The following is a 15,174-nucleotide window of genomic DNA, read 5'->3' on the forward strand; positions in this document are numbered from 1 at the left end:
TGGGCTGGAAGGACATCTGGCAACTGAGAGCAATCCTAGGAAGAGGAGAAACAGAAAAAGCTGCGACTAAGCAGGAGGTCGCGTAACATGATCCCGAGCGCCGCTCTTCAACCTCCAACTAAAAGCGGGACACTCTCGTCGGGCAAGTGTTTCGCTACAATAATCGCGCCACTCGCGACAACCCGCTGAACGATTCGGACAGGTTTGATCTTGCGGTTTCGCAGATCGTGAACAAGCGGCTGACTTACGCGGAATTGACTGGCAAGGTGGGAGAAACGATCAACTAACGAGTATCGCGGGAAGCGCGGCCCGAAGCGGAGTTAGACGTTCGCTTCCGCTTTTCCGCGTCGAGTTGCTCTTTGATTTTGCTGTGCGGGACGGAGAGCAGCCGCGTTGCAAATTCATCGAAGCGCGCAAATTCGCCCTGCTTCTTGGCGGAAGGTTCCGGGAGATTGATGCGCGTTTTGTGCATGAACACTCCAATTCGCTGGATCGGAGTGTCGCGCAGTGGTGTGCAAAAGTCAACTGGAGCCGTTGTGCTTGGTATTACTATTTCGCGGTGAGGAACGTTCTCCAATGCCAGATAAACCAGAACAGAAAGAACTCTATAATGCATATCTCGCAATGGCTGTATTTTGCGAGAAACTGCTCCGCGAAGCCGACAATGTCCTAAGCGTCATTCGCATTATTGATCGGTTCAATGTCGTTGGTGCGACCCCAGAGATGTCGCCAACCGTGCTGCCGTTCACGATTGTCATATCGTTCAAATCAGGATTTCTGAGGGGCAAACAGGCAGTGACGATTCGACCCAAATCCCCGCAAGGCAAGGATCTACCGTCAATGACATTTCCGATGCTTTTTGAAGGGGACAACGATAGAGGAAATGCTCTCGCTGCACAAATTAATTTTGTGGCTGATCAGGAGGGGCTCTACTGGTTTGATGTACACCTCAACGAGGAATTGGTAACGAGGATGCCGTTGAGAGTTGATTACCAGCAGGCGAGAGTTGCCATTGGTCCCCAGTGACAGAGGTGCTCCCTGCACTGGTCACCAGTACACGCGAGGTCAGCAGATAGGTATTGGCAAGTTGATGTAGTTCTTTTCTCAAATCTTCATCAGAGAGGTGGCCGATTTCGTGTTCCGCCAAACCCAACTCGATTGCATAGGCGAGCTGCTGCGTTTCGACACTTCCCCATTGGTGCACATTCCAACTGCGGGGGACGAGCCAGTTCTCGAACTGATCAAGAGTAATTTCTCCCGCTAGGAATCTACCAATTTCGGATCGAATATCGGAATCGTTGATCATGCCGGATGATGATATACCAGTCGAATATTTGACCAAACAGCAGATGCAAGAGAAATTAAATTCTAGTAACTACCCCGCTTTATTGGCCAAGCATGAAATCCGCGAACAGGTAACCTGGGAACGCCACGCCAACCCGCTAAAGAGCGGACAGCCGTTTTGCACATACAGTCAAATGCTCTCTTGGTTTGATGCCGAAGATGACGAATTGGTGCGGCTCCATCGCTACCTGTTGCCCAACAGCGCAGAGCTTGGCGCAAGCAAGAAGCCCGATCCGGTTAGACTCAAAATGGAAGGAAAAATCTACAAATTGCGCAGCAGGAATCAATGAGGCGGTATCGCGCAACAAGCCCAATTTACTGAGCGAAGTATATTTGCCGTCCGGCCCTGACAGGAGAGACCGCGCGCCTTCCTAATCTCGCCGTGCGGTTGGATCTGCTGTTGTGGACGGCATCGAAGTGAATCTGACGGGCTGTCGTTAGGTGCGCCGCCAAATCCCTCGGCAGGCTCTACCCGCAAGCCGCAGCGGTCGAAGGGCAAAGTACAGCGGCGAGAGCCCCCGAGGCAACGGCAGCAGCGCCCAATCCCGCGGGCTCGGGGTCAGGGCCAACAGCATGACGTAGCGCAAGCGATCACGCCAGCGCTCCCGAGCACGCAGTGTGAACCAGTGACCGGAAACCTCGGGTACCCCACGCGCCTCCACCGCAAGTCGGCGCTCCACGGTTCGGCAAAGCAGCGGCAGCTCCCGATCCGCCGACACCTGCTGACCGACCGTGGCCGCCAGGCGGACGCCCAGCAGGTCTTGGGCAAGAGCCAGAGCCAGCAGCGTCAGGCGCTCGATTCCCAGCCCGCGAGCCATCTGGAAAATGGCATCCCAATCGAGTCTGGGATAGGTACGAAGCAACTGCGCGATGTCCGCAATCCATCCCAGCCGCTCCCATTCGTGCTTCGCACCGTGAACGGACAACATCAGGAGCAGGGCCTCGGGAGACAGGGACTGCACTTGACGCGATTCCAGCGAGGCAGCCACTGCCGTCCGGAATAACCACTCGGTGTCAAACTCCACCGAGAAATATCTTGGTGCAATGCGCCACTGGATTTCCACCAAACCGGCTCCCGCCGTGCGCCGAAACATCTGCTCGCAAGCGAACGCCAAATGGGACGACAGGCGCGCCGAATCCACCCGCGGATCAGGGGAGTAGCCCGCCCTCTCCAGCAGTTCCGCCGCGCGCAGGACATCCGCGCGGCGCACCAGGAAATCAAGGTCGGTGAAGTTCCGCAGAGCGACGTCGCCGTAGAGCGCCTGCGCCAGTACCGGCCCCTTGTAGGGCAACACCGGAACGTCGCCTGCTGCGAACGCGTCCAGCAAGCGCAGCAACTCCGCGGTTAAAAACAGGCTGCGGCGAGTGCTCTCGTGAAAATGCTTCTCCAGCCGTTCACGAACCCCGGCCGGAACTTCCGGATGCTCGGCCAGCGCGCGGTGCACCAGTGGCATGACCGAGTGGCGCTCCGCCTCTTCGAAAAAACGATCCCAGTCGACACGTTGGGCAAACCACCCGCCAGCGCAGAGCGCACCGTCCTGAGCGCTTGCACAGGCCAGGAGCAGTTCGAGCTCCGGCGTCCGCATTGTCGGCACAATCGACCGATTCAGATACACGATTGGCGCGCGCCCTCTGCCCTGATGGCTCTGCTACTATGGCTGCCTATGCTTCGTCGGCTGAGGCTCTCTCTCGGTTCGCTACGCCGGTTGGTAGGGCCGCTTGGGCAAAATACCCACCTTGATTCAGAAGTTCGAGTATAGATTCTGCAGCGCACGGTCTGCAAAAGTAGTAGCCTTGTGCCAGATCGCAATCTAAGTCTCTGATTTGCTGAAGCTGGACCTCGGTTTCAACTCCTTCGGCGACCACGGCCAGCCCTATCCTGTGGCCCAGCAGAATGATGGTGCGGACAATTTCGCGCGTCTCTTCATTCTCCATGTTGGAGATAAAGCTCCGATCGATCTTCAGGGTGTTTACCGGCAAACCCTGTAGCCGGCTTAGTGCGGAATACCCAACCCCAAAGTCATCGATGCTCAACCGAACACCGACCGCCTTGAGTTCCCACAGCACGCGGCTCGCCGTCTCCGGATTTCCCATGGCTACGGTTTCCAAAATCTCCAGTTCCAAGCCATTGGGCTCGATCCCGGCCTGGTTCACTGTGGCCGCGATTTCGGCGGCCAGATTGGGTTGCTCGAAATATCGCGGGGGAATATTGACACTCATGGAGAGTGGTGGCTCGGATGGGTGCCGTCGCCGCCACAATCGCAGGTTTTCGCAGGCTTCGCGAATCAAGCGGCGATTGATGGGCAGGATCAGCCCGGTTTCATCGGCCACGGTTATGAACTCGGCCGGCATTACCAATCCCCCCGGCCGTTGCCAGCGGGAAAGAGCTTCGAATCCCACAATCCTGCCGGTTCTGAGGGACACGATTGGCTGGTAGTGGACTCGGAATTCATTTCGCTCAACCCCGCTCCGCACGTCGGTTTCGACCTGTAATCGTTTCATCGCGCTGGCGTGCATGGCGGAATCAAAGATCTCGCAGCGCCCCTTGCCCGCCCTTTTAGCGCGGTGCATGGCAATTTCCGCGTCCCGCAACAGTTCTTGCGATTCGTTGCACAGGTCCGTACGAAATGCGATTCCGACGGTTAGAGAGATTGCAATCTCATGTTCGCGCACCTTAAACGACGACCCCAACTGTTCTTGAATTCTTTCTGCAACCCGAATCGCATCGCTCGGATGGCGAACATCGTCCAGGAGCACCGCAAATTCATCACCCCCGAGTTTCACTAGCGTGTCGTCTATCGGTGTGTCTCCTCGCCCTTCGACTCCCTCGGATGTGCGCGACACGGTATCGATGGCTCGTAACGACGTGACCAGCCTATTGCCGACCCGTATCAGGACTTCGTCGCCGGCCTCGTGCCCCAGACTGTCGTTGATCACCTTGAATTCATCGATGTCGATCAACAAAAGTGCGAACCGATAGTTCTCGTGACGCTTGGAGAGCGCGAAGGCTCGCGCCAATCGGCGGAGCAAATATGCGCGGTTTGGCAAGTTGGTCAGGCTGTCATGAAAGGCGTTGTACTCCAGCAGTTCCTCTGCTTTCTTGCGATCGGTAATGTCTCGATTGACGATGACCAGCTTTTCAACTTCACCCTTCGCATCTTGCACTGTGCTGGCCGTGGATTCCACAATGCGCCAGGAACCGTCCTTGTGTTGCAGGCGATACTCCAGCCGCTCCCCCCTGCCGGTTAACAGGGCCTTCTTCGCCGCTTCCGCCACTCGATCGCGATCCTCCGGGTGCACCTGTTGCATTGACCAAGTGGCCTTCAATTCTTTCGCAGAGTACCCGAGGACCTTTTGGTACGCCGGGCTGTTGTAAAGCCGGCGTCCATTACGGTCGACCACTGCGATCATGTCGGCGGCATTTTCACTGATCAGACGGAAAAGCAGATTCTGTTCGGCAAGCTGGCGGCGGATACGATAGAGCAGCAGGTGTTGATAAACCGCGTAGAGATCGAAGAGCAGAACCAGCGCCGCCAATGCCCGTATCCAGTCCTGCGCATCGGACCAGTAGATGTTTGCTGGCCGGTTCGATCCTGGAATGGTGAACGAAGCAATCCCGATGGTCAGTACTAGGGTCACAACGACAGCTAATACCCACAACCACCACTCTCGACCCTCGATCTTCTCTACCTTGAACGGAATCGAGTCGGGATTGTCGTTGCTGACCTCTTGCGCTCTCTCCTTATCCTGCATTTCCGCCTTCGACCTCCACCTTGGCAAGCATCTCCTTTCTTAGCCTAGAAGGGCTGGAATTGCCTCGCGGGCGCTAAATTGTAGAACGAGAATACTGGCAGGGCGGCAGAATTAAAACGTGGAGATCGGCAATACGGGAATCTGATGCTCACACCAAGACCAGAATGGGCGTAAGCGGATCATCGAGGTCGCGCCTTCGTGGCCGATGTGACGCTCCCATCGACCAGACCCCATTCGCTCCGTCCACAGCATACAGCGGGCCGTCTCCAGCGGAACGATGGAGGCGCCCTGCCAACTTCAGGTCTGTCTTCACGCCCCGCCTACGAAGGTCTGAATGACTTCGCCGCGCGAGGTGAGTACAACGATGTCGGCATCTGCGCCGGGCGCGATCACGCCCTTGCGTCCCGCGACGCCGGCGATCCGCGCGGGATTCAACGTCGCCAGCCGCACCGCATGGCGCAAATCCCACCCGGCGAACTCCATCACGTTACGCACCGAGCGATCGAGCGTGAGGACGCTTCCCGCCAGACGCCCCTCGCACTCGCAGCGCTGGCCGTGTACTTCGACTTCCAGCCCGCCGAGGCGGTAACGGCCATCCCCCATGCCGCTGGCACTGATGGCGTCGGTAATGAGGACTGCGCGCTCTGGACCCTTGGCACGTAGAAACAGGGAGACGATCTCGGGATGTACGTGAATGCCGTCGGCTATGACGTCGGCCGTGAGGCGCTGCTCGGCGAGTGCTGCGCCCAGAATGCCGGGCTCGCGATGATCGAGCGCGCGCATGGCGTTGAAGGTATGGGTTGCGTGACGCGCACCGGCGGCGATCGCCGTCTCCACCTGAGCCAGAGTGGAATCGCTGTGGCCCAGGCTGACGCAGACGCCGCGCCGCGCCGCTTCGCCAATCAGGTATTCCGACTTCGGCAACTCTGGCGCCACGGTCATAAACGACACTTGCCCGCGTGCTGCTTGCCACAGGCGATCGAAAACCTGCAGGTCGGGAGCTTGCAGGTGTTCCGCAGGATGGACGCCTCGCTTGGCGTGGCTGATGAATGGACCCTCGAGATGAATACCGAGCGGTTGCGCGCGCACATCGCCGATACGCTCCCTTTGCGGTACGGTCTCGATGGCCGAAGCTAACCGCTCCAGCGCCACGAAGGTCGCGTCCAGCGGCGCCGTAATCGTGGTTGGGAAGTAGCTGGTGACCCCGGATGTGGCGAGGTAGCGCTCGAAACTCTCAAGTTCCGCGGCACTGGCATGCATCACGTCATGGCCGGCGCCGCCATGGACATGGATATCGATAAAGCCTGGTGCCAGAACCGCATCCGGAAAATCAAGAACCCGCGCACCGGCAGGAACTTCCGCCTGGGCGCGGGAGCCGACCTGAACAATTCGCCCGTCTTCCATCACCAGCAGCGGCTGGAAGATTTGCTCCAGAGGAGTGAGCAACAACGAAGCGGTGAGGATGGTCTTCACGAGTCGAATAGCGAAGACGGATTGTACCGGAAATGGCGCTGGGGGCGGATGTGTCGTACAAATCACTACTCAAGGACGAAAAGCGGTTGCAATTCTCTCTCGGTAGTGACGTAGAATAGCGCCCCTGTTTTGCAACCTGAGTCGCCAAGCCATCATGCGGGGAGGCCGGGCACTCACCTCAAACCATCGTCTGACAAGCTGTCCTCGATTGACGCCTGGAGGCGCTATGAATTTTGCACGGCGTTTTGCGTATGCGTTCGTTTTGCTGCTGGCGGCAACCGCGTGGGGTCAAGTAATAACCGGTTCGATTTCGGGGACAGTGAAGGACACCAGCGGCGCAGTGGTTCCCAACGCCAAAGTCACACTCAAAGATACCGATAAGAATATTGACGCGCGCACCGCTACTAGCGGCGCCAGCGGGGAATTCGCGTTTCCACAACTCTCCATCGGTCGCTACTCGATTGCGGTTGAGGCGGCCGGCTTCCAGAAGTATGTGCAGAGCGGGCTCATCCTCAACGTGAATGGTTCGCTCACGGTGTATCCCACGCTCCAGGTCGGCTCGACGAACCAGGTCATTAACGTGGAAGCCGCCGCGCAACAGGTCAACCTGCAGAGTGCCGTCGCCTCCGGCGTGGTCACCGGAACCCAGATCCGCGAACTCTCGCTGTCGAACCGCAACTTTCTGGAACTTGTCTTTACCGTGCCGGGGACCTCGAATTCCGGCAACGCCGCCTTCTTCCCCGGCGCCACCGCGCCCCTCGGCACCAACCTGGTCACGATTCAGGTGAACGGCGGCCGGCGCGAGCAAAACAATTTCCAGGTGGACGGCGCTGACAACATGGACCGCGGCTCCAACCTTACGCTGCTCTCGTTCCCGAGCGTGGACGCCATCGCCGAATTCCGCGTAGTGCGCGGCGTGTATGACGCCGAGTCGGGACGCTCCGCCGGCGCGCAGATCAACGCCATCACCCGCTCCGGCACCAGCAACCTGCATGGCGGCGTCTATGAATTCTTCCGCAACAATGTGCTCAACGCCAACAGCTTCTTCAATAACCGCACCAATCCGGTTACCAAGCGCCCGCTGCTCCGCTACAACGATTTTGGCGGCACTTTGGGTGGCCCGGTTTACATTCCGGGAATTTACAAGCAGCGGAACAAAACGTTCTTCTTCGTCTCCGAAGAGGCCCGCCGCATCATCACGGTTGCGAATCCGGGTGGCGCGATTCCTTACTCGGGGATGGTAAACGGGCAGTTTACTCACGTGGTTTGCACGAGGTGGGCTAACGCCAACGGTTCGCCCGGCGCCTGCCAGGCTTATGGCACCAGCATCCCCGCCTCTGCCTGGGACCCGATTGCCGCCGCCTACGTGAAGGATATCTTCTCTAGGTTCCCGGCTCCCAACGCACCGACCGCCGCCAACCCCTTCAACTACATCGGCACGCTCGGCGGCATATTTAATTTCCGCGAAGACATGATCAAGATCGATCACGTCTTCGGTCCAAGGCTGACTGTCAATGGCAAGATCCTGCGCGACACTAACCCTACTACCGAGCCCGGAGGCTTATTCACCAACGAGATCGTCCCTGGCATCGGGACCACTGCCACGAACTCGCCGGGGCGTCAGTACAATATTGCGGCCACCTTCGTTCCCAGCCCAACGCTCCTGATTGACGCCGGTTATCGCTACTCGTATGGTGCCGTCCTCAGCAAGGTAACCGGCGCTGTGAACTTCTCGCAATCGCCGGACATCAAGACCGCACTGGGCAACACGTTGCCCTTCCAGAATGTCCTCGATCGCGCGCCGACGCTTGCGCTCACGGGTGGGTCTTTCACCACCGCCGCCGGCAACACCATTGGGTCCTTTGGGCCCTATGACGACTTCAACGTCAACCACACCGTCTACGGGAACCTGACCAAGGTTCTGGGCACACATACCCTGAGATTCGGCGCGATCTTCTATCACTACAACAAGCATGAGAACCAACTGACTGGCGCCAACAACGGCTCGTATTCGTTTGACGCGCAGAACGCGCCGACTGCCGCGACCACCTTCGGTGGCGCGGCGGTGTGCACGGGGACGGCGGCCGGCGGCGGCACCTGTCCATTTTCGTTCGAGCAGGCTTACGCCAACTTCTTGCTTGGTCAGCTCAGTTCTTTCGCGCAGGCTTCGCTGGACGTCACCGCCAACATCTTTGACAACCAGTTCGAGTATTACGGCCAAGACACGTGGCGCATTCGGCCCAACCTGACCATCACGTACGGCATTCGCCACTCCTTCTTTCGCCAGCCTACCGACGCCAGCGGTCCGGGCGGCAGTAGCCGGCTGGTGAACTTCGATCCGTCAGCCTACGATCCGGCGAAGGCGCCCTGCATCACCTCCACCGGCGTGATGGATGTGAAGCTGACAAACGGTGTACCCACCAGCAGCGCCTGCAACCCCAACTACACGCCGCTCAATGGGCTGATCTTCGCGAATCCGCCCACTTTCGCCGGCTTCGTCGGCACGAAGTCGCCGTATGGCAGCAAGGTGGGCAAGGAATTCAACCGGGCCATTGCCGGGCGCTTCGGCATCGCCTGGGACCCATTCGGCGACGGACGCACCTCGGTGCGCCTGGGCTGGGGCATGTTCTATGACAACGGCCTTGAATTCGGGAACCCCGAACTGAACGTCGGCTTAAGCCAGGGATTTCTGACCAACCTCAGCATCACCCGCAGCACCCTCTCGAATCCGGTGGGTACCACGACCGTGGCGAGCACGGCAACCCCATTCACCATCCAGGCGCGCATGCCGGTCAATTACCAATCACCGTACACGCAACAGTGGAGCCTGGATGTGCAGCGGAATTTCGGGCTTAGCTGGTTCCTGGATGTCGGCTACTTCGGCAACAACGGCATTCACCTCCCCGGAATCGTCGACTTTAACCAGCCTAATCCGTTCAGCTACCGGAATTGCACTCCGACGACGCCGTGCTTTGCCGGGCCGGTGACGATTGCGGCTAACGGTGTGAACTTCGGGGCCAGCCCGATCGTGAACTCAAGCGCCGCAACCACCAAGCTGAATGTCCTGCGGCCCTTTGTCGGATACGGTCCGGCGGTCGGTTTCGCGGACATTTACACCTCCAACTACAACTCCCTGCAGGTGCAATTGAACAAGCGCTTCAGCGGCAGGTCGCTGTTCGGCCTCTCGTACACCTGGTCGCACGGCTTGACCACCGATCCTGCCGACCGTTCCACCGGCGCCAGCGCGCTGCCGCAGGCGCCCACGGCGTTCGCGAACAACTACGGTCCAACGATCGCCGATCGTCGCCACGTCCTGACAGCGAACTTTGTATGGGAGCTGCCGTGGATGCGCAACCAGCAAGGTGTGGTCGGGCACCTCCTCGGTGGTTGGCAGGTCTCCGGCGTGCAGACGTTCCAAACCGGACTGCCGCTAACCGCTTTCATCGGCAATGCGGTTTGCTTCGGAACGGGAGTCAACTGCATTGACGCAATCGGTTCGGCCTGCTTTGGCGCTACCCCGGTTGGCTGCCGCGTCAATCAGGTGGGCAATCCGAATACCGGCGCGCCGCGCTCGATCACAGGGAACTGGTTCAACGCTTCTGCGTTCACCGTCCCCAGCGCAACCCAGACCGACCTTCCCAGCGAGCGTCCGGGTGCCATTCGCGCACCGGGGTTCTGGAACACGGACTTGGCGCTGTTCAAGAACATCAAATTCACCGAGGTTTTCACCGGCCAATTCCGGCTGGAGAGCTTCAATACCTTCAACCACACCAACCCGATCTGCTGCGCTTCGACCAGCTACGCTTCCACGCTGTTCAACACCATCAACTCGACGCGCGACCCGCGCATCGTGCAACTGGCGATGAAGCTGAATTTCTAAGTCGAGTTCGTGGAAACATGAGGGCCTGCTTCGCCAGGCCCTTCCTTACAGCGGAAGGTCGTGTGACCCTCGTCCCAGTAACGCGCGATTACTTTTTCCGCTGCGCCGCATCGACATAACTCGTTTGATTTCGCACCACCAACGGTGCTACAAAACGTCAGATTTTGCGATGTGTGCCTCGACCCAAAGCGATCGCCACTACGTTGCCGCCGGCTCTTGCACGGTCCTGTCGTGCTTGCTCGAGCGCACCGTCGCTATGCCCATCGTCGCGCGAATTATTAGCCCGCCACCGAGCGGGTGACGGCGCCAGATCTTCAGCTTTGCTTGAAAGGCCGTCATCCCGCAACCGGTGGCGGCCTTTTCGTTTGTTCTCTCAAAGCCAACGAGTCGTTGCCCCACCTGATCCTGGTTGCTATTTCAGTGTGAGCGAGTTGCCGTTGATATTGACGTATTAGGGAGACCACAAAGCGCATGCTGCAACAAACCACAAAAGACGGCACGCCGAATCTCTTGATCCCGGCCCTTCAACAGACCTGCGGTGTCACGCTGAACGAGATTCGCTTGGCGGCGGCCCGGATTCGTGAAGCGATCCCGCCTTCGCCCTGTACGGTGTCGCGCGCGCTTTCGGAGCTGGTGAGCGGCACCGTTTTTCTGAAGCTCGAAAATCTGCAACGCACCGGCTCCTACAAAGAACGTGGCGCGCTCAACCGTCTGCTCGCGCTCACCGCTGCCGAGCGCGGACAGGCTCTGGTGACGGCTTCGGCCGGCAATCATGCCCAGGCGGTCGCCTACCATGCTGCACGGCTGGGCCTCAAGGCAGAGATCTGGATGCCGCTCACCACGCCGCTTATCAAGGTATCGGCTACACGTGCCTGGGGCACCGAAGTGGTGCTGGAAGGCACTAATTTTGACGATACCTTCGCCGCCGCTCTCGACCGTTGCCGTCAAGCCGGAGCTGTCTTTATTCATCCTTTTGACGACGAACGAGTCATGGCCGGCCAGGGAACCCTGGCTCTGGAGCTGATGGATCAAATCTCGAACCTCGACGCGGTCGTTGTTCCTGTTGGTGGCGGAGGGCTGATTGCAGGCATCGCTGTGGCGCTGAAGGAAACCAATCCTGCGATTCAAGTGATCGGCGTGCAGACGGCCCTGCTGCCCTCGATGCTGGAGGCGGTCAAGCATGGCAAGCCTGTCAATTTGGCCGGTAAATCGACCATCGCAGACGGCATTGCGGTTCGATCGGCAGGCGAGAAGACCCTGCCGATTGTCGCCCGCCTGGTCGACGACTTGGTGCTGGTGGACGAAGAAGAGATCGCTGCCGCCGTGCTGCTGCTGCTGGAACGTGAAAAGACGCTGGCAGAAGGCGCCGGCGCAGTTGCGGTGGCAGCGCTAATGCATGGCAAGCTATCCCTCAGCGGCAAGCGCGTAGCCGCCATCGTCTCCGGCGGCAACATGGACGTCACCTTGCTTTCCCGTATTATTGAGCGCGGCTTGGTCAAAGACGGGCGGCTTGTCCGGCTCAGAATTCCCCTGCCCGATCATCCCGGCGCGCTGCACCGATTGACCGAGGTCATCGCTCGCAACCGCGTCAACATCGTCGAGACCAGCTACCACCGCGCCTTTCATGGCGCCAAGCTCAGCCATACGGTGATCGACCTGACCATGGAAACACGCGGCCATGAACACTGCGACCAACTGATCCGCGGACTCGCGGAATCAGGCTACGAACACGAGCGCGTCGTCTGATCGAACGGGCGAGCCGATGCGTTCGAGCCCGACGGAACGATGATCGTCGAAGCCGATAAGACGGCGCATACGGTCGAGAAGCGACGTCATCGTTTGCGTTTATTTAGTTCGTCAAGCGTGCGTTTCAAGTGTTCCAGCTTCTGTCCCGCCTCGCCCAGCTTGCCTTCCGACGTGAGGCGCTGGTAGTCGGCAAGGTCTTTGGCGGCTTCGGCGATGAGCGCATTGAGATCGGTCGCAGGCGCCGCGGCCGATGCGGGAGCGGCTCGCGCAGCCTCGGCGGAAGCGGCCGCCGCACTGGTCGAGGAAGCGGCTGCGGCACTGGTCGAGGAAGCGGCTCCGCCAAAAAGGGCCGCCATCGCCGACTCGAAAGTTGGCCCATAGGCGAGCCGATCTTGCAGCGCAAGCACCACCAGACGCAGCTCCGGCATCGGACTCCGCTCCGCTTGCAGGTAAATCGGTTCCGCATACAACAGTCCGCGTCCGGTGGGGATCACCAGCAGAGCTCCGCGGCGCACGTGCGAGCCTTGCTGATTCCACAAACTCAATTGTCCTGAAAGCTGCGCATTCTGATCGATCCGCGCTTCCACCTGCAGCGGCCCGTCGACCAGCCTGGTCTTGGGGAAGTCGTAGACCGCCAGCGTACCGTAATGAGCGCCGTCGCTGCGCCCGGCAATCCAGCCAATCAGATTGTTGCGGTTGGCGGGAGTAAAGGGCAGAATCTCGACGTACTCCACGCCGCTTTCGCCCGGCAGTTTCATGAGCACGAAGTTCGGCTCCATGGTCTGCGTCGCCTGCTCGCCGCGCGCGTTCATGCCGACTTCGGTGGCCACCGTCCACAGATCCTCGCGGTTGTAGAACACTTCCGGATCAGTCATGTGATAGAGGCCGTAAACGTCCGCCTGCAGCTTGAGCAACAGCTCGGGGTAGCGCACGTGTTTGCGCAGCGCCGGTGGCATCGCGGCTGCGTCCTTGAACAGGCTGGGAAAGACGCGGCGGTAGGCGGCGATGATGGGATCCCCCGGATCAAAAACATAAAACGTCGTTGTCCCATCGTAGGCGTCAATCACCACCTTCACGCTGTTTCGCATGTAGTTGATCAGGTTGCCGTCGAGACGGTAATGCCGCGAGTACGGGTAGTTGTCCGAGACGGTGAATGCATCCATCATCCATGACAGCCTGCCATCGTCGCCGACCACGATGTACGGATCCGGATCGTAGGTGAGGAAGGGGGCCAGCGCCGACACACGGTCGCGCACGTTGCGGCGCATGAGTAGCCGACTCTGCGGGTTGACATCGTCGCTGAACGGCAGCTTCGCCACATCGCCGCGGTCGAGAGCGATCAGGACGCGCCGCATGAAGCCGCCCAGAACGATCCCGCCGTTGCCCTCGTAAGACGTCAGGCTGTTGGTCTGGCCTTGCGGATAGTTGAATTCCTTTTGCCGCGTTTTCACGTACACGTCGGTGTTGGTCAGCTCGCCGAAATAAACCTCGGGGCGCGTCACCGCCGGACCGCGCACCGTGCTCTGCACGGGCATGTTGCTCAGCATCAGCGTTGGCAGCCCTTCCGGCGTGAAGCCATTGACCGGGTTCATGGTGACGCCGTAGCCGTGCGTGTAAATCAGCTTCTCGTTGATCCAGTTGCGGCTGCTTTCGGGTAGCTTGTCGACGCTTAGCTCGCGCGTCGCCAGCATCACTTGACGCATGGTGCCGTCGATCTCATAGCGGTCAATGTCGATGTCCGGAAAATCGTAATAGGTGCGGATTTCCTGGATCTGACGCAGCGTGTCCTGTAGCGCACGCCAGTCCCACAGCCGGATGTTCTGCAGCGTAGCCTGATTGTTCGCCGGGTCGATGGCCTCGGCCGTCGTCTCCGCCGCGAACTCACGCTGGGAGACGCGGTCCAAACCGTAGGCTCGGCGCGTCAACTCAATGTTGTGGGCAATATAGGGCCGCTCGCGAACCAGTTCGTTCGGTTTGACGATAAAGCTGGTGACATACCAGGCCACCACCTGAAGCGCCAGATAACAGAGCACGGCGGGAACGATTGCAGCCACAAGCCAGCGCACGCGCGGTATTACCATCACCGCGTTGACGCCGGCCATCAGCGCGCCGAGAAGAAGCGCGATGCAGACGACAAGCAGGCCGGGGAGCATGACGTGGGCATCGGCATAGGTCACACCGGCGAAGATCGTATGAGCGTCGAACAATTGCTCGAACCGCCCGAGATAGACACGCATCGCGAGGGTCAGCAGCAGGCACGCAAACGTGATGGAGAGCGCGCGCCAGGGCACCGGGATGTAGGCGCCACGGCTTCCGGCGAGTACCCGGGCGCCGCCGGTGATGAGAAGGAAGAAACCGGCAAGCGCGCATCCAATCACCGCCAGCGCCAGCAGCCACCCGGAGACGAGCTGCCATACGGGAAGGGTGAAGAAATAGAAATTCAGCGGCTTGCCGAAGATCGGATCTACCACCCCGCCGGAAGCGCTGGGCGCGTACCAATAGAGGGCGAACGCCGGCCACTCCAACACCATGCTGGCGCCGGTGACAGCGGCGATGACCAGGGCGACGGCCAGCGCCACAAAGCGCAGCACGGCGTCAACCGGCAGCTTCAGCGGCTGCCCGCCGACATAAATCGTGTGCCCGCTCGGCAAGCTGTCGAGGTGAGCCCGCTTCATCGCCAGGAACGAACCGTACAGAATCAGAAATGTGGCCGCGGCAAACATGGTGAAGACGGCGGACTGAAGACGCAACGTTTTCCAGAACACGTCCCCATAGCCCAGGGAGCCGAACCAGAGTGCGTCGACGTAATAGGACAACGCCGTCCGGCCCCCGAGGAGGATAGCGGCGAGCAGGACGAGAAAAAGAATGAGAGGGGAACGGCGACGGCGGCGATGCAGCAATCGCGGCCATTCGATGGACTCGGACATTACCCTACCTCGCTTGCGCTGGCATTTCCCGCCCGGAGATGCGATGAATTC

The 15,174-nt window shown here is 59.6% G+C and carries 8 protein-coding genes; 4 read left to right on the forward strand and 4 right to left on the reverse strand.

Going from position 1 to position 15,174, the window contains the following annotated elements; genetic code table 11:
* Positions 1-576 precede the first annotated feature (576 nt).
* Both LAN64_16140 and LAN64_16145 read left to right on the forward strand, forming a co-directional pair.
* Entirely contained in the window at positions 577-1,026 is a 450-nt protein-coding gene (locus tag LAN64_16140; protein ID MBZ5569367.1) for a hypothetical protein, read from the forward strand.
* A gap of 278 nt (positions 1,027-1,304) precedes the next feature.
* Entirely contained in the window at positions 1,305-1,634 is a 330-nt protein-coding gene (locus tag LAN64_16145; protein ID MBZ5569368.1) for a hypothetical protein, read from the forward strand.
* Positions 1,635-1,781: 147 nt separating this feature from the next.
* Here the strand turns inward: LAN64_16145 and LAN64_16150 are convergent, their stop codons facing one another.
* The 3 genes from LAN64_16150 to nagA form a co-directional block, all read right to left on the reverse strand.
* Positions 1,782-2,939, reverse strand: coding sequence for a nucleotidyltransferase family protein (locus LAN64_16150; protein MBZ5569369.1), 1,158 nt, complete (start codon positions 2,937-2,939; stop codon positions 1,782-1,784).
* 67 nt (positions 2,940-3,006) lie between these two features.
* Positions 3,007-5,097 (reverse strand): EAL domain-containing protein, encoded by a 2,091-nt coding sequence (locus tag LAN64_16155; protein ID MBZ5569370.1) that lies wholly within the window; start codon positions 5,095-5,097, stop codon positions 3,007-3,009.
* 309 nt (positions 5,098-5,406) lie between these two features.
* Entirely contained in the window at positions 5,407-6,570 is a 1,164-nt protein-coding gene (gene nagA, locus LAN64_16160) for an N-acetylglucosamine-6-phosphate deacetylase (protein MBZ5569371.1), read from the reverse strand.
* A 226-nt stretch (positions 6,571-6,796) separates the two neighbouring features.
* Between nagA and LAN64_16165 the strand changes: the two genes are divergently transcribed.
* Both LAN64_16165 and ilvA read left to right on the forward strand, forming a co-directional pair.
* Positions 6,797-10,450 carry a carboxypeptidase-like regulatory domain-containing protein gene (locus LAN64_16165; protein ID MBZ5569372.1) on the forward strand — a complete coding sequence of 1,218 codons (3,654 nt, stop codon included), beginning with the start codon at positions 6,797-6,799 and terminating at the stop codon, positions 10,448-10,450.
* Positions 10,451-10,921: 471 nt separating this feature from the next.
* Complete coding sequence (ilvA, locus tag LAN64_16170) at positions 10,922-12,196, forward strand: threonine ammonia-lyase (protein MBZ5569373.1); 1,275 nt, start codon at positions 10,922-10,924, stop codon at positions 12,194-12,196.
* 86 nt (positions 12,197-12,282) lie between these two features.
* Here ilvA and LAN64_16175 read toward each other — a convergent pair whose 3' ends face one another.
* Positions 12,283-15,123 carry a UPF0182 family protein gene (locus LAN64_16175; protein MBZ5569374.1) on the reverse strand — a complete coding sequence of 947 codons (2,841 nt, stop codon included), beginning with the start codon at positions 15,121-15,123 and terminating at the stop codon, positions 12,283-12,285.
* Between the last annotated feature and the right edge of the window lie 51 nt (positions 15,124-15,174).

It is taken from the genome of Terriglobia bacterium (assembly GCA_020073185.1).
Taxonomy (GTDB): Bacteria; Acidobacteriota; Terriglobia; order Terriglobales; family Acidobacteriaceae; genus JAIQGF01.